Source organism: Streptomyces sp. CNH287, from assembly GCF_000424825.1.
This window is the reverse complement of record NZ_AUKQ01000005.1, coordinates 490,781-507,107: the sequence shown is the minus strand read 5'-3', so window position 1 is coordinate 507,107 and position 16,327 is coordinate 490,781. Positions and strand designations below refer to the sequence as shown.

At 68.9% G+C, this 16,327-nt stretch carries 12 protein-coding genes and 1 pseudogene; 7 read left to right on the top strand and 6 right to left on the bottom strand.

Going from position 1 to position 16,327, the window contains the following annotated elements; genetic code table 11:
- Positions 1 to 130: 130 nt before the first annotated feature.
- From H299_RS38150 to H299_RS0108610, 3 genes and pseudogenes are all read left to right on the top strand, one after another.
- Positions 131 to 421: pseudogene (locus H299_RS38150) on the top strand (hypothetical protein); the annotation flags it as partial.
- 66 nt (positions 422 to 487) lie between these two features.
- Positions 488 to 1,684 carry a tyrosine-type recombinase/integrase gene (locus tag H299_RS0108615; RefSeq protein WP_027748085.1) on the top strand — a complete coding sequence of 399 codons (1,197 nt, stop codon included), beginning with the start codon at positions 488 to 490 and terminating at the stop codon, positions 1,682 to 1,684.
- Positions 1,677 to 4,133 (top strand): site-specific integrase, encoded by a 2,457-nt coding sequence (locus H299_RS0108610; protein WP_027748084.1) that lies wholly within the window; start codon positions 1,677 to 1,679, stop codon positions 4,131 to 4,133. Before H299_RS0108615 ends, H299_RS0108610 begins: the two co-directional genes overlap by 8 nt.
- 35 nt (positions 4,134 to 4,168) lie before the next feature.
- Here the strand turns inward: H299_RS0108610 and H299_RS0108605 are convergent, their stop codons facing one another.
- Positions 4,169 to 4,987 carry a barstar family protein gene (locus tag H299_RS0108605; protein WP_027748083.1) on the bottom strand — a complete coding sequence of 273 codons (819 nt, stop codon included), beginning with the start codon at positions 4,985 to 4,987 and terminating at the stop codon, positions 4,169 to 4,171.
- Between the two features lie 145 nt (positions 4,988 to 5,132).
- Between H299_RS0108605 and H299_RS0108600 the strand changes: the two genes are divergently transcribed.
- From H299_RS0108600 to H299_RS32950, 4 genes are read left to right on the top strand one after another with little or no spacing between them, the layout of a single operon-like run.
- A complete protein-coding gene (locus H299_RS0108600; protein ID WP_037758162.1) occupies positions 5,133 to 5,756 on the top strand; it encodes a hypothetical protein in 624 nt (207 codons plus the stop codon).
- Positions 5,756 to 7,018: a DNA cytosine methyltransferase gene (locus H299_RS0108595; RefSeq protein WP_027748081.1), complete on the top strand. Its 1,263-nt coding sequence runs from the start codon at positions 5,756 to 5,758 to the stop codon at positions 7,016 to 7,018. The genes H299_RS0108600 and H299_RS0108595 overlap by 1 nt, the downstream gene beginning before the upstream one ends.
- Positions 7,019 to 8,131 (top strand): DnaB-like helicase N-terminal domain-containing protein, encoded by a 1,113-nt coding sequence (locus H299_RS0108590; RefSeq protein WP_027748080.1) that lies wholly within the window; start codon positions 7,019 to 7,021, stop codon positions 8,129 to 8,131.
- Positions 8,128 to 9,546 carry an SPDY domain-containing protein gene (locus tag H299_RS32950; protein ID WP_078512568.1) on the top strand — a complete coding sequence of 473 codons (1,419 nt, stop codon included), beginning with the start codon at positions 8,128 to 8,130 and terminating at the stop codon, positions 9,544 to 9,546. Before H299_RS0108590 ends, H299_RS32950 begins: the two co-directional genes overlap by 4 nt.
- Positions 9,547 to 10,583: 1,037 nt before the next feature.
- On the opposite strand, the gene H299_RS0108575 is transcribed toward H299_RS32950, so the two are convergent.
- The 5 genes from H299_RS0108575 to vioD all read right to left on the bottom strand — a co-directional run bounded on the left by H299_RS0108575 (position 10,584) and on the right by vioD (position 16,166).
- Positions 10,584 to 11,918: a condensation domain-containing protein gene (locus H299_RS0108575; RefSeq protein WP_027748077.1), complete on the bottom strand. Its 1,335-nt coding sequence runs from the start codon at positions 11,916 to 11,918 to the stop codon at positions 10,584 to 10,586.
- Positions 11,915 to 12,808 carry an inositol monophosphatase family protein gene (locus H299_RS37475; protein ID WP_078512567.1) on the bottom strand — a complete coding sequence of 298 codons (894 nt, stop codon included), beginning with the start codon at positions 12,806 to 12,808 and terminating at the stop codon, positions 11,915 to 11,917. Before H299_RS37475 ends, H299_RS0108575 begins: the two co-directional genes overlap by 4 nt.
- Entirely contained in the window at positions 12,805 to 13,821 is a 1,017-nt protein-coding gene (locus H299_RS32940; protein ID WP_037758157.1) for an SDR family oxidoreductase, read from the bottom strand. Before H299_RS32940 ends, H299_RS37475 begins: the two co-directional genes overlap by 4 nt.
- Positions 13,822 to 14,013: 192 nt before the next feature.
- Positions 14,014 to 15,045: a guanitoxin biosynthesis L-enduracididine beta-hydroxylase GntD gene (gene gntD / locus H299_RS0108560; RefSeq protein WP_037758155.1), complete on the bottom strand. Its 1,032-nt coding sequence runs from the start codon at positions 15,043 to 15,045 to the stop codon at positions 14,014 to 14,016.
- The gene (gene vioD, locus H299_RS0108555; protein ID WP_027748075.1) at positions 15,045 to 16,166 is read right to left on the bottom strand and encodes a capreomycidine synthase; all 1,122 of its coding nucleotides are present in this window, start codon (positions 16,164 to 16,166) and stop codon (positions 15,045 to 15,047) included. The genes gntD and vioD overlap by 1 nt, the downstream gene beginning before the upstream one ends.
- Between the last annotated feature and the right edge of the window lie 161 nt (positions 16,167 to 16,327).

Here is a 16,327-nt window from a genome sequence, read left to right as displayed (position 1 = left end):
CCCGCCCCTCCCGAACACCGCCCGAAGCCGCTGAACGGGGCCGACCTGCCCACCTTCCAGGCCCTCCGTATCGCTCCCCACCTCCCCAGGATCGACCATTTCCGACCAGCCGCAGTTCCGCGCCCTCTCCCTGGGCGCCGGAGTCCAATCCAGCACTCTCCTTGCCCTGTCCGCCGAAGGCGTCCTTCCCAAGGTCGACTACGCGATATTCGCCGACACCGGATGGGAACCGCGTGCCGTCTATGCACACCTCGAGCGCCTGGAGCAGGAGATAGCCGCGCCGGCGGGCATCCCCCTCCTGCGCGTGTCGACCGGCAACATCCGCGACGACGCGCTCGACCCGCAGCACCGCTTCGCCTCCATGCCGCTCCACATCCGCAGCCAGGACGGCAAGGCCGGCATGACACGGCGGCAGTGCACCGTTATCTGCACCAACTCCCCTCGTTGATCGACGTGATGGTCAGCGCGATCGACGAGGAGGAACACCTTGGAACTGCGACAGGAACTGATCGAGGGGCGGGCCGAGCTGCCCCGGGTGGGGGCCGTTGTCCCCGCTCGGGGCGTCCACCCGCCGTACATCGTCGTGAACGCGTACGACGACGAGATCGAGGCGGCTACCGCCTACCTGCGAGATCTGGCACTGAACGACTGCAGTCCGCTGACGGTACGCAGCTACGGGTACGGCCTGTTGCGGTGGTTCCGGCTGCTGTGGCTGCTGGGGGTGGCGTGGGAGAAGGCGACTGAGTCTGAGGTCGCGGTGCTGGCGGGGTGGCTGCGGACGGCCTCGAATCCGCAACGCGAGCGGACGCGGGCAGGTGGCGCCGCGCCGGGGTCGGTCAATCTGAGGACCGGCAAGCCTGCACTGCGTGCCGGGTATGCGCCGAGGACGATCAACCACGCGTTGTCGGTGGTCAGCGGCTTCTACGGGTTCCACGCCCATCAGGGCAACGGGCCGGTGGTCAATCCCGTCCCCATCTCACCGCAGCGTCGGCGGGCCCTTGCGCACCGGAGTCCATTGGAGCCGCGGGCGGTCGTGGGGCGGGCCCGGCTTCGGCAGAAGGTCTCCGACCGGCCGCCCCGCTCGATCCCCGACCGGCTCTGGGACGAGCTGTTCGACCGCATGGGTTGTGAGCGTGACCGAGCCCTGCTGGAGTTCTACGTCTCCAGCGGCGCCCGCGCGGTCGAACTGCTCGGGGTGGGGGTGAACGACATCGACTGGGCCGGCCAGCGGATCTACGTGATCTCCAAGGGCACCCGCGAGAGGGAAGCGGTGCCGGCCTCGCCGCAGGCATTCCTCCGGCTGGCCCGCTACCTCGACGAGGCGGGCACGCCGTCGCGGGGCGAGCCGGTCTGGCGCACCCGGCGCGGGAGTGATCGCCCCCTGTCCTACTGGGCGATGCGCCGGATCATGCAGCGGGCAAACGAGCTGCTGGGCACGAACTGGACCCTGCACGACCTTCGGCACACGGCGGCGTCCCGGATGGCCAACGGCGGGAAGCTCACCCCGGTCGAGGTCCAGGCCATCATGCGGCACGCCAACATCCAGACCACCAGCCGCTACCTGACCGCCCGGGTGGAGGAGATGTTCGACAAGCTCGCCGAGCACTACAGCACCCCCCGGCCCGCGACGAGCTATCCCACCGGGTACTCCGCGGACGACATCAAGGCGGTGTTCGGTGCCTAGGTCACAGGCCAGCCCGACCACAGGCGTCAGCCGCCGACACGGGCCCATCGTGGAGGGGCTCACCTTCCCGAGCCGGTTCGTGGGCGGTCCGATGAAGCCGCAGGCCGCAGTCGCGGATACCCCGCCGCGACCGCATGGAGAGCTGTCCGCCGCCTCGATCAACCACATCTCCCGACTGGCCTTCGACGTCTGGGCGGACGCTCCCTCCGTCACCCGACACCAGCGCAGCCAGGCCACCCGCGGGATCCTCCAGTACCTGTCCACCTACCCGGGCCAGACCTGGCAGGAGCGCTGGGATGCCAGCCCGCTGGGCAAGGGACTGATCAAAGCGAACAGCCTCGGATCCCGCCGGACGACCGGCCTTGCCGTCACCCCTGGGGTCCGCACGCTGTTCTGTCTCCGCGTCGTCCAGCCCTCGATGCTCGCCTTCCGGCAGAACCAGCTGAACAACTTCACGCCCCTGTTCATCTCCGCGCAGAACGACCCGTTGCTGATCACCTTCGAGGAGCACATCGCCGCACAGGAGCTGCGGCTCAAACACCAGCGGGAGGCGGTGCTCGACATGTGCACCCTCCTGACCTATCAGGGCGTCGCGCTGGCCGACGTCACCGCGGCGTCGATCCTCCAGTACGCGCACGACAACCGTCTGGCCCGCTGCCGTCTCCAGCCCGGCCAGCCCGCCTCCAACCGCCTGTTCGGGCACGGAATGTGGACGGCTCTTATCGGCATGGGCCGGTTCCCGACCTCCACGCCGACGACCATGCGGGCGGCCATGATGCGCGGCCAGCGGACCATCGAGGAACTCATCGACCAGTACGGAGTCCGCGACCAAGCCGTCCGTGGGCTGCTGATCGACTACTTCGGCCGACGCCGTGCTGACCTCGACTACGCCAGTCTGAAACAGCTCGCGCTCCTCCTGGTCAAGCACTTCTGGGTGAGGATCGAACAGCTCAACCCCGGCCAGCAGGGCCTGCGGATCGCGCCTGATCTCTACACGCGCTGGCGGGAGACGATCCGCCTCAAGGACGACGGCTCCCATAGGATGGGCCAGGACGACATCGTCATCTCGGTCCGGAGCTTCTACTACGACCTGCACACCTGGGCCGCTGCCGAACCCGAGCGCTGGGCCACCTGGGTCGCACCGTGTCCCGTCCCGCCCGGTGAGCTCCACGGCCTGGGCGTCCGTCGGCGGAAGGTGAGCGAACGCTCCGCGGACCGCACCCGGCAGCGTCAGCCCCTCCTGCCCGTTCTGGTCGAGCACGTCGAATCCCGCTACGACCAGGCCAGGCTCCTGCTCGAACGAGCCGACCAGGCCGCCGACGGCGAGGTGTTCACCCATGCTGGTACCGCCTACCGCCGGGTGATCAGCGAATCGGACCGGAAGCGCCTCCGGCACGGCGACGCAGTTCCCACCCGCGTGCTGAACCTGGACTCCGGCGAGCTGGTGCACCTCGGAACCGAGGAGGAGGCCGCCTTCTGGGACTGGGCGGCAGTGGAAACCCTGCGGCACTCCGGCGTCCGCATCGAGGAGCTGTGCGAGCTGACCCACCTCAGCATCCGCCAGTACCAGCGCGCGAACGGCGAGGTCATCGCCCTGCTGGTCATCGCCCCGTCCAAGACCGACCGCGAGCGCGTCATCCCGATGTCCGCCGAACTGTTCCACGTCATCGCCTCGATCATCCGCCGCCACGGCCGGCGCGGAAGGCCGATCCCCCTGGTCAGCCGCCATGACCCGCACGACAAGGTCTGGAGCGCTCCGATGCCCTTCCTCTTCCAACGCCAGAACGGAGCGATCGGATCGAAGATCTTCAACCCCGGCACCATCCAGAAGATGATCAGCCGACGATGCGAGGACCTGGCCGAGACCCACCCCGGCTTCCGCGGGCTGAAGTTCACCCCGCACGACTTCCGGAGGATCTTCGCCACCGGGCTGGTCAACAGCGGCCTGCCCATCCACATCGGCGCCGCCCTGCTCGGCCACCTCAGCATCCAGACCACCCGCGGCTACGTCGCCGTCTTCGACGAGGACGTAATCCGCCACTACCACGCCCACCTGCACCAACGGCGCCAGGTCCGGCCCTCGGAGGAATACCGGGACGCCACCGAGCAGGAGTGGACCGAGTTCGAGGAGCACTTCGACCGCCGCAAGGTCGAGCTCGGCTCCTGCGGACGTCCCTACGGCACCCCCTGCCAGCACGAACACGCGTGCATCCGCTGCCCGATGCTCCACGTCAACCCCAGGATGCTCGCCCGGCTCACCGAGCTGGAAGCCGACCTACTGCACCGCCGACAGCAAGCCGAAGCCGAGGGCTGGATCGGCGAGATCGAGGGCATCGACCTCACCCTCACCTTCCTTCGCGCCAAGCGCGACGAGACCCAACGCCGAGCCCAACGACCAGCTGTCCACCTCGGCATCCCCGCCCGCCGCCGTCCGAAGGAGTCCGAATGACCTTCCCCAGACCGATGCCCGGAAGCAACGAGCTGTCACCGAAGGATGACGCCCACACCCCGTTCCTCGAAGATCTCCAGGAACAGGTCGAACAGCGCAACCTCGCGATCGCCGGCGGGCACGCGCTCTACCAACCGTGCCCTGGTCTCGGTCGACGACTCCCAGTGCAAGGTGAACGGAGTGGTGGCGCCCCAGCCGCCGCTCAGACAGTCGTCCAGAGCGTCGAGGTTCCAGCCGAAGTATCCGCCAGGCCCGTTGATGGCCTCACCGATCGCGCAGTAGAAGGTGTCTCTGTCAGCGATGTGCCGGCCGTCCAGGGTGAACACCTGGCCTGCAGGAGCGTCGGGCTTCCCTTGACGTTGGTACTCCCGGGACCACAGCGCCACCGACAGCCACGCATGTCTTTCCTCGGGGGCAAGTTCGTGCCACATGCCGGTGCGATTCAGGTGCCCCGTGCGGATCAGGTCCCACACCTGTTCCGCTCCAGCCAGAGCGTTCTCGCACCACAGGGTCACCGTGAGGTCTACGAGGCCGGCGCCGCGGGCGGAGGGCTTGACGTCGAGGACGGTGACCTCGTTGACGAAGTAGGACCCCATGGTGGCACCGTCACCGTCGAGGAGCTCGAACCAGGCGTTCCCCGCCACAGCACGACGGCCGCCAATGTGATCGATGCCCTTCAGCAGGCCACCTTGCGGGAGGCAACCTGCGAGGTGCACTCGGCGTGCTCCCTCCTCATCCGGCAGCGGAGTGAACAACCCCGCGGCCTCGTGAGCAAAGCCCCAGAAGTCGCTGTCGTCCTCGTCCGAGGTCAGCGCGTACTTCTGCCCCTCGCCGCCCCGCCCTGATGTTCGCATCGCACCCCCATTGAGAGCGCTGATCTTACCGACGCCTGGGGATCTACCCGGCGGTCGCCGGAGCCGCCACCACCCCTGACCCCATCCCATCCATCTCGGAGGCCCTTTGACGAGTCATATACCCGCCTTCACCCATGAGAGTGAAGTGCAGAGAAGCACCGGCGAATACAAGATCAAACCGATCAAGAAGCAGGTCCGCGAACTCCTCGGCTACCCCTACCCCGCCCGTATCCCCCGCGAGGTGTTCGTGGAGCAGTGGGTCGGCATCTCCACCGACGAGTTCCACCGCGCCAAGGACGCGGACGTGAAGTACATGCGCAACCGGCACCCGCTCATCGACCTGGGCTGGTCACGCAGTGACTGCGTCCGCTACCTCTCCTCGCTCGACCTGGCGGACACCCCCAAGAGCAGCTGCCTGGGATGCCCGTTCCACGGCAACGCGCAATGGCGCCACATTCGCGACACCTCGCCGACCGAGTGGGCGGACGTGGTGGCCTTCGACGCCGCGATCCGCCAGGGCAACGCCCGCGCGAACGCCAGCGGCAACCACCTGCTGGGCGAGGCATTCCTGCACCGCTCACGCGTCCCTCTCGATCAAGCTCCGATCAATCACGTCACCGCCGCCGAACGGACCGCCAAGCAGCAGGAACTCGGAGGCGAGGCAAACCCCGCCACTCTGGAAGAAGGCGCCAAAGACGGCTGCTCGCCCTGGGCCTGCCGCGGCGACGGGGACGCGCCGACCCAGGACGGCTTCGAGCTGGCCACGTGATCGTGCTCGACCTCTTCGCCGGCCCCGGCGGCTGGAGCCACGCCCTGACCATCCTCGGGGTGCGCGACGTCGGCCTGGAACGGGACGGGTGGGCCTGTAAGACCCGCGCGGCGGCAGGGCAGTTGACCATCCGCACCGATGTCGCGATGTATCCGGCGGGGCCCTTCCTGGGAAGGACCACCGGGCTCATCGCCAGCCCGCCCTGCCAGGCATGGTCGATGGCCGGCAAACGCCTCGGACTCCTCGACCAGCCCCTGGTCCACCAGGCTGTCGCCGACCTCGCCGTCGGCCGGGACACCCGTGAACAGCTCCTCACCGCCTGCCAGGACGAGCGCTCCCTGCTCGCCGCCGAGCCCATGCGCTACCTGCACGCCCTCCACCAGCACGGCCAGCCCGAGTGGATCGCGATGGAGGAAGTCCCGGACGTCCTGCCCTTGTGGCGCCAGTACGCCGCGATCCTGCGCAGCTGGGGCTTCTCGGTGTGGACCGGGATCCTGAACGCGGCGGACTACGGAGTGCCGCAGACGAGACGGCGCGCGATCCTGCTCGCCTCCCGCACCCGCACCGCCGAGCCCCCGCCGCCCACACACGCCAAGTTCGCCGAGCCGGAGTCGCTGTTCGGGCCGGGCCGCACCCAGTGGGTGTCCATGGCCGAAGCCCTCGGCTGGGGCCGCACCGACCGCCCAGTGCCGACCGTATGCGCCGGCGGAGGCCCGGGAGGCGGCCCGGAACCCTTCCCGTCCGGATCACGCAAGACCCTCAGCGACGCCCGCGACCGCGGAACCTGGAAGCCCCAGAGCACACGCATACCGCAGTCCCGCCGGGAACGCGCGCAGTGGAGCGCTCGGCACGGCGCCCCGGAGCGCCGACCAGCCGAGGCTCCTTCCTCCGTGTTCACCGCCGAAGCGGATCGCTGGTCATGGGCACTGCGCAGCAACAACCAGTCCCACGCGACCGTGCGCCGGTCCGACGAGCCCGCCGGCACCCTGTTCTTCGGCCACCGCGCCAACGAATGCGTCTGGATCGCCGAACCCGCAACCAGCACCACTGACGAGGAGAAGCCTGCGCCGGAGTCCATCCGGATCACCGCCCAGGAGGCCGGCCGCCTGCAGACCTTCCCCGCCGACTACCCCTGGGCCGGGAACAAAGGCCAGCAGTTCTCCCAGATCGGCAACGCCGTGCCACCCCGGCTCGCGGCCCACCTGCTGGCCCCGCACCTCGGCAAGACCCTCCACCCCGACGACTTCACCCTGGCCGCGTAAATGCCCCACTCCACCGACCCGTACGTGGACGACCTGGACGGCCTGCCCCATCCGCAGCCGGTGCACTACGCCGAGCAGTCCCTGCTCGGCGCGCTTCTCCTCGACCCCCACCGACTCGCCGACATCGGCGACCTGCACGCGGACCAGTTCGGCAACCACGCTCACAGCGCCCTCTTCCGGGCCATGCGCACGGCGCCCCTACCCACCCCGCAGACCCACCGCTCCGATCCCGCCTGGCTCAAGGCTGTCCTCGACGCGGCGCGCCCCCAAGCCCCCGGGCTGACCGCCGCCTACCTCCACACCCTCATCCAGGTCTGCCCCTGGCCCCAGCACGCGCCGGCGTACGCCCGGATGATCCGAGCCGATCACGCCCGGCGCACACTGCTCATGCACGCCCAACACCTCTCCCAGACCTCCACCGACGTCACCCTGCCCAACCCGGCCGCCACCACCCTGGCCCAGGCTGATGCGCTCGCACAGTTCTTGGACACGCTCGCCGGACAGTTCGCCCCCCACCCCCACTCCCTGCCGCACACCCTCGTGCCGGGCACTGCCGCGGGGCACAGCGGCGAGGAAGCCCTCGACGAGGAACGACTTCTCCTCGCCACAGCCACAGGGCACCCGGGAGCGCTGAAAGACATGCGCTGGCTGCAGCCCGACGATTTCGTGCTGCCCCTGCACGCCACGGTGTGGCAGTGCCTGACCGCCCTGGCCCACCGCGCAGAACCCGTGGACGCGGTCACGGTGCTCTGGGAAGCCCAGCACCGCGGGCTCCTCTCTGACGGCCTCGACCCCAGCGACCTCATCGCCCTGGTCTCCACCCCCGTCGGCTCACCCGAATACTGGGGTGAGCGAGTCCTTGAACGCGCTCTGCTGGCCCGCGCATTCGACGTCGGCTCCCGTATCACCGCCTACGCCCAGGACCCCGCCAACACTCCGCACCAGCTGATCACCGGCAGCCGCCGCGCCCTGGCCGACCTCACAGCCCTGCGAACCCGCTGGCAGCGCAGCACCGCCCCCACAACGCCGACGACTCCTCGTGCCCCGCGCAGCCCGGCTGTCTCCCGCGCCGGTCCGCCGCCCCGAGCCACGACAGCACGAGCACTCCGATGACCCCCGATCCGGCCTATCCGCGCCGGCCGGAGCCGCGAAACGAGAACAGATTGCCGCACCCCGAAGCCGACCCTCACATCCGCCTCGACCTGTACCAGCACCGCTCCAGCGCCGTCACCGCCACCATCACGGGCACCCCCACCCGCACGATCCACGCCCTTCTCACCACCCACGGCTTCGAGCCGCTGGACGAACAGACCATGGTCATGGCACGCATCGACCGCGAGGAACCGCACTACGCCGAACAAGCCGCACGCGCCCTGCGAGCCGAGAACATCACCGTGGACCTCACCCCCGAGCTGCGCGACGAGATCGACACCGAATGGACCTGGGCCAACTACCCCATGCCCTGGTGCTCACGCGAGGAGATCCGCGAGGTCTCCAACGACGCCCAGAAGATCTACGACGCAATCCGTCACGGCCGCCTGATCATCCACGCCCACGCCCACGACGGCTGGACCACCGTCGCCGTCGGCACCTACCGCGACGGCCCGAGCATCCACCTCCACGGGGAAAACCACCTGCGTACCGAATCGACCCGGTACGACAACCCCGTTGAGGCCATCACCGAGTTCGATCGCCTCTACGGCGACGCCGTACACCCCGGTCCGGCGCCAGCCACCGACACCGAACACGAAGCCGAGCAGGCACGCACCTCGCCGCCGGGTGCGGCCCAGGCCCAGCGGGCCCCGGCGGCGTCCAGGCACGTAGAGGCGCATGCTGCCGAGGCCAGCAACCATGAAGCGCTCCTGAACGACTTTCTCGAGTCGCACGGAGAGTGGGAGAAGTGGCGGACCTGGTCCGATGAGACCACCCACGCCGTCCACGAATCCCTCGTCCTGCGGGCCGAGTTCGTCCACGAAGCCGACCCGGACGACGTCCGGTGGAGGATCGCCGCGTACGAGTCTCCGGTCGGTGCGCGCCTGTGGCACGCCACAGCCACCGCGAAGGCCCCCGTCGAAATCATGCGCGTACTGCTCGACAGCCTTGCCAACGGTGATGCCGAGCAGCTCGCGGTGGGCAGCCAGTTCTCAGAAGAGGCCATCGGTGAAGCCACACGCCCGCTGGCCGACGCCGGCTGGGAGCACATTGTCGACGGCCGCTGGATCCGCTGGCAGGCTCCGGGGGATCACCCTGCCGGCGTCCATTTCGACGCCTTCGCCGCGCAGGCCCGCCACACCGATCTGCCTGCGTGGACGTTCTGGGGCGGCGGCGATCCCGGCGCTCCACACTGGACGGTCCACTTCTCACCGCACGCTGCAGCCTCCGTCCTGCAAGAAGTAGCCTTCGAGGCGACAAAGGGGCTCACGCACACGCCGGTCGCGGCCCGCCCCAGGGGCAACCTGCACACCAGGCGTCGTTCCGGCACCCACGCGCCACCCTCATCACATGCCGGTTCGGCAAGGAGGCGGTGACCTGTAGGCCCCGGACCACCGCCGCCTCAGCTCCAGCCGAACAGGGCTGGCTCACCGTTTCCGTCAGCAGCGAACAGCCGGGCACTACGCGCGGGCTACGGCATCGACTACGTCACCAGCACTCCCTGCCCGCCCCTACCCTGGGCCCGCACCGGCCCCGACGACGAGCCCCACCTGGTGGAGACGATCAGGCAGAAGACAGGCGTGCCCTGAGACCGGGTAGTTGCCTACCGTGACGGCGCCAGCGACGAGCCGCTCTACCGCCGCCTGCGAGCGACCGTGGCCGTCAACGACTCGACTTCTCTTCGCAGATCACCGCCAGCACGTACGACGGAGAGCGGACCTGTGGCCCACCTACCTCCATGGCCGTGACCTCCTGGCACCAGCGGAAGCCATCTGGCTTTGAGGTGGAGAAATCCCGACCGCGGACATGCCACGTCATCGCAACTGCAGCCTCATTTAGTTCGGAGGCAAACCAGAACGCTTTACGTGGGATTCGCCACAGAGTAACTCCAGCCAATCTCAACAGACAGGAAGCACACCCTGAACCGGTAAATAAGAGACGAACAGGCCGCCACACTCCAAGACTTCCGCCACCTCGGCTGTGACCCGCAGACGTTCGAACTGGACCAGTGCTTAGCGCGGCACACGAAGACCCACCCCCAGTTCGCCGCCCACTCCCACCATCTGTGCGCCACCAGCCCCATACCACTCACCGCGCAGGCGATGGCCGTCATCTTCGAGAACGCGCCGTGGATCAACGGCTTGGACCGTGTCATCGCCGACATCCACCAGCGCGGCAAGCACGCTGCCGTGGACACCATGCCAACACGGCCTTCGCCGCGACTTCCTGCAGGAGCACGGCATGGACGGCTCCGCAGCCCCGCGTGTAGAAGCGAAAAGAGAGGGGCGCGCCCCTCCCCATACGCCCGGTGATGGTCCAGTGGGCGGAGCGCCGCGCCGAGTCCGCCGCTTCCCCATGGGCAAGTCTGCGCCCCGGCGCCGTGACACCGGCGCCGGGGCGCGTCACTGGAGCGTCAGGAGTCCGCGGCGGTCCCGGAGGTCGCCGCGGCCGACAGATCACCGGCCGCCGCTTTGACGAGAAGCTGTTCGAGATCGCGCAGAAACCTCTCGACCTCCGCGGGTGAGAGATAGCGACAGTCCGCCCAGAGGGAGAGCTCGGCGACGTCCCGGATCCGGTGGACGGTGAGATATCCCCGTACCCAGTTGTACTTCGCCTCGACCACCTCGACCTGTGTCCCGGCGGGATCGGCCGATCCCCTGGGCCCGGCCGGTGTGGATCCGACGAGGTCGCAGAAGACGAAGTCCCGGGTGTAACCGCCGTCGCCCCGGCACTGCTCGACCCGTTCGCGGACCGTGCGCTGCGCGGCGGAGTCGACCAGGCTGTTGCCGTATCCCTGCAGGGCGGAGAGCCAGGTTTCGCGTACGAGGTCGTCGAAGCGGGGGGCGGTCAGGCCGACCACGATCAGTGCGTCCTGCGCGATGGTCCCGATGTGGTCGACGAGACGGGTGCTGAACCGGTTCGACGCAATCGAGGTGATGGCGCAGCGGTCGAGTCCAGATCGCCGCCCGAGTAGGGCCGCGGTCCCCGCCATCAGGACGTTCGACCGGCTCGTCCGGGTGCGGGCGGCGATCTCGGAGGCCGCCCGTGCCAGGGCATCCGACGTGATCTGGCCCTCGCAGTACCGCGGCTCGGGCTCGCTGTGCCGCGCGGGCGTCAGCATGGCCCGCGGGGCGGCGAGATAGGCCTTTTCCCAGTCGCTCAGGGACCGCTCGCACTGCCGGCGCCCGGCCTCCGACTGCTGGAAGGCGGCGAGTTCCAGAGGCTGGTCCGCCCGCGGCAGCGGGAAGTCCGGTTCGCTGAGCAGCCGGTCTAGCTGCTCGCCGAGGATCTGCAGGCCGACTCCGTCGAGGGCCATGTGCGAGATGACCGACACGATCTCCGCGGGCTCCCCCCGCCGGGTGACGATCGCGATCCGCAGGGGGAGCTCACGGGCGAAGTCGAACCGGTGGGTGCACATGACCTCGTGCAGCCGTGCGACGGTACCGTCGATGTCATCCGCTTCCACCATGTCGACCCGGAGCCTGCAGGCTCCCCGCAGTCGTTGCTCGTGCTCGTTCGGGTAGAGGGTCCGCAGCGACTCGTGGGCGGTGAGCAGCCGGTTCAGCGCCGTGCGCACCGAGTTGAGTGGAACACCGGCGGGCACCGGGATCCGCATCGGCTGGAAGGGCAGATACTCGTCGTCGGGGTTCTCCAGGTGTTCGCGCAGAATCTTCTGCTGGCCCCAGGCCATCGGGCCGGTCCGGTCGGGACCGAGATCGATGTCGAGCCACAGCGGTGTTCGAGTCACCGCGCCTCCTCTGTCCGGTCCGGTGAGTCGAGCAGGAGCAGGTCCCGCAGGCCCTCCCCCAGGCCGGGGCCGTACCCGCAGACCGCGAAGTCAGCATCGGCCCTGCCGATCGGGTCGTCCAGCCGCACCGGCTCCCCAGTGCGCAGGTCGAAGCAGCCGCCGCCCGTCGCGGTGAGTAGGACCTCGATCGCCGCGATGTCCCAGATGCGCATCCGGCGGTGGATGAAGGCGGCGTGAACACCGGTCGCCACCATCACCGCGTCGAACACGCTGTTGCTCATCCTGATGCCGCGGACTCGCGCGGCCAGCGCCGCTAGGAGCGGCCAGTCGCCCGCCGTGCTCTCCGGCGGTCCGACATCGAGCCCATAGGCCACCAGGGACTCCTCCAGCGGCGGGGCCGGCGGCCGGTGGAACGGGCGGCCGTTGCGGTGGACCCCGCGCTGCCGGTCGGCGACATGGAGATCCCCGAAGTCGGGCAGCACCACTCCCCCCGCCACCACCACGCCGTCCACCACAGCAGCCATCATCACTCCGTGCAGCGGGCCGCCCGCGGCGAAGTTTCCGGTGCCGTCGAGCGGGTCGACGATCCAGGTCAGCTCCCCGTCGCCGGGAGTGACCCCACGCTCCTCGTCGATGACGGCGGCATCCGGATACGCGGCGCGGATCCGGTTGGACAGCAGCTCGCCCACGGCCCGGTCGGCGGCCGTCACCGTCTGATTGCGGTCGTGGTCCTTCGTGGCCAGCACCGCGCGGGGCGACTCCCGCACTAGGGCTGCCGCCTCGGTCAGACAGGCACCGATGAAGTCTCCGTGACCGCCCTCCCCCGGCGGCTTCGCGCCCCCTCCGCGGGTGTGCGGGCGGGCTACCAAGGGGCCCGGCCCGCCGCTCATGCGTCGCCGCTCGGGGTGGCCGGTGCGAGCCGGTCGTCGGCGGAGAGTTCGGTCAGATAGTCGCTGTAGTGCGCGGCGCGGAAGTCGTCGTAGCGCCCGGCCTGCATGGCGTTGCGGATCTCCCGGACACCGTCCACCAACCGGCGGGCTGGTGTGAAGCGGAAGGTACGGGCGTAGCCGTCGAACCGGACCCGGTAGTCGCGCGTGTCGGCGATCTCGCTCTCCACGTCGATGACCGTGCCGGGCACCTCTTCCGCGATGATCTGCGCCACCGACGACATCCGGTAGTTCTCCCGCTGGCTCCCCGCGTTGTGCACGAGCGTGCGCGGCCAGGATGGAGTATCGATGACGCAGGCGATGGCGGCGGCCGCGTCCCACACATGGAGAAAGGGGCGCCACTGGTCCCCGCCGTGCACGACAATCCGGCCCTCGGCCACCGCCAAGGCGGTCATGATGTTGACCGCCAGGTCGAAGCGCATCCGGTGGGAGAGACCGTAAAGCGTCGCGAAGCGCAGGATGCACGGGGTGGGTCCGGCGTCGTGCGGTGACAGCAGATAGTGCTCGGCGAGTACTTTCGTCTCGGCGTAGAGCGACTGCGGGCGCAGCGGCGACCACACATCGGCCTCACCGCTGGTGGTGAATCCATAGTTGCTGCAGGTGGAGGCGAAGACCAGGCGGCCCACTCCGTACCGTCGGCATGCCTCAGCCACCCGGATGGTGCCCATGTAGTTCGTCTGCCAGGTCCGCTCCGGATTCACCCCGCAGGCCGGGTCCCCGACGATGGCCGCGAGGTGCACCACGGCCGTCACGTCGGTCAGCAGGCCCTTCCAGTCACCGGGATCGAGGATGTCGGCCTCGATGTGACGGTTCCCTGGGACCGACTGCGACCAGCTTCCGCCGGCCGGCACCCGGTCGAGCGAGATGACCTCGGAGCCGTTGCGGGCCAGTATTTCGGCGAGTGCCGAACCCATGTAGCCGCGCCCGCCGGTGATCAGTACTTTGCTGCGATTCATCGGTTTCCTCCACTCGGTCCGACCGATCCGGGTGTGTGCGCCCGACACAGGGCTCCGTCGCGCACGACCAAAGACGTGCCGTCACCGCCCATGACGCCCGGGGACACCGGGACATTCGACATACTCGAAACACTCGGGACTCAGGGCACTGGTCAAATCTCTGTGATGGAACTCGGACGGGCACCGCGAGGCCTAGTAGATGACCCTGGCCGGGCCCGCCTGCCTGCGGCTGCGCGACTTGCGCAGGTCGCGGACGACATTGAGCCGTTTCAGCCAGCGGTCGGTGCCGTCGAACCGGGCCTTGAACGGCGGCCTGCCGTGGACGAGCTGATAGTTGTCCAGGAAGATGACCTCGCCCGGCTTGAGCGCGTAACCGCCGATCACCTCATTGACGGCCGAGACGAGCACACCGAGGGCCGCGGCCGCTTCGGAGTCCTCGCTCACACCGTCCATGAAGTACGGGTCGACCCGCAGATACGGGGCGCGTTCGTCGCCGAAGAGCACCGAGACCCGCTCGGGCTGCTCGTCCAGCGCGGTGATCCATTCATAGCTGCGTTCCAGCAGCCGCCGCTCGGCCGCGTCGAGCACCCGGGTCTCCCCGGTGTTCTGCGGCAGGTGCGAGCGGTCGGGGCGGATAGGGAACAGCTCCTGGTGCAGCAGGGCCGCCACATCGGCCGGGATATCCAGATCGGCCACCGAGGCGATGGTTGTCGGCACCCCGTCCGGATTGCGCAGGCACATCAACCCCAGGTAGTCCGGCCGCAGGGGGTGGAACGCATCCTCCGTGTGCCAGTCGAGGTTCTCCTCACTGCCGGATCCCAACTGCTCCTTCTCGTGCCCCTTGATCGGAGCGACATCGTGCATGACACGACCGTCCTGCTGGGTCGCCCAGCCGATCGGATCGCCGAGCAGCGTCGCGCAGAGGAAGAAGAAGATCTCCTTCGGCAGCGTCGACTGCCGCCCCGTCGAGTGTTTCCAGTGCGCGGGGGTCGGGCCGAGGCTCCCGTCCTCGACCGGGTAGCCAGAAACGACCAGGGCACCATCGGTCTCGTCGAAACGGAAGGAGTTGATTTGCTCACGGATGAGGCGGGGCAGTTCATGAGCGTGCACACTGCTCTGCCGGAGGAACTCCGGGTCCTCCACCGAGCCGTACCGGGTCGCCAGATCGGTGACCAGATCCCGGGCGGCGTTGACGTCATCATCGGCCAAATGAGCGAAACGCATTACTCCACCTCATATTCGTTCTTGAGTTCGCTGGACAGCACATCGAGTCCCCGGGCGAAGTCGCCGGAGGGCCCGCCGAATCCCAGGCGTACCCGGTCGCTGTGGTCGAACGCGACGCCGGGAACGAGCAGGACACGGTGGTCCCGGCCGAGTCGGCGGCACAGTTCGCGGGTGTCCGCGTACCCGGACAGCGCGGGGAACGCGGTCACGCCGCCGTGCGGCACCGGCAGATCAACGAACTCGGCATGGTCACGGGCCCACCGGATCAGCAGGTCGCGATTGGCCGCCGCCGCGCGCAGTCGGCCGCTGATGGCCCGGTCCGCGTGTTCCACCACATGGCAGGCGAGCGTTTCGAGCAGCGGAGAGAGGCTGAGCGTGATCCGATCACGCAGTCCGGTCATTCTGGTGATGAGATCCGGTGCCGCGAGCGCCCAGCCGAACCGCATGCCGGGCAGACCGAAGGCCTTGGAGAAGGTGCCGATCGAGACCGTTCTCGGATAGGTGCGCACGGGGTCGGGCAGCACCGGTCTGTCGTAGACCAGTTCGGCGAAGGCGGCGTCCCAGACCAGATGGGAGCCGACTGCGGCGGTGATCTCCACCACCTCACGGAGTTGCTCCCCGGTGAGCGTGGCACCGGTGGGGTTGTGCGGGAAGTTAAGTACGACCGCCTTGGTGCCGGACCTGACCGCCGCGGCGAAATCCGCGACATCGGGGACGAAACCGCGCTCGGGGCGCAGCACCCAGGGGGACACCTCACAGCCCAATGAGCGGGCGATGGAGGTGTGCGTGTGATAGGTCGGCTGGAGCGCGACGACATGGTCGCCGGGTTCCAGCAGGGTCATCATCGTGACGTAGATGGCCTCACTCGCGCCGTGTGTGGTGACGACCCACTCGGCGTCGCCGTTGCCCCACCGGTTCGCGATCGCGGCCCGCAGATCCTGTCTGCCAGCGCACGGGCTGTCGCGGAACACCGTGTCGTCGAGTACGGCGAGGTCGAAGCCCGTCAGCTCGCGCAGCTCCCGCAACGAGTACTCGGCGACACCGCTGGAGCCGATGTCGACCTCGGACTCGAAGTAGAAGTCGCGCATCCAGCTTTCGAGCGCGGCGTCGGGGAATTCCATGATCCGTCCTCATCACGTGGGTGACTGTCCCGGCCCCGGGGCCGGGGTGGGGCGGTTCGGCGCCGAAGGCGGCGGGGAGAGCGTTTCTGCGCTGGACTGTGGAGGCACGGTCCGGAGAGTGTCCTCGAAAGGGCGTCGTCCGCCCGGAGGACGGGTCCAGC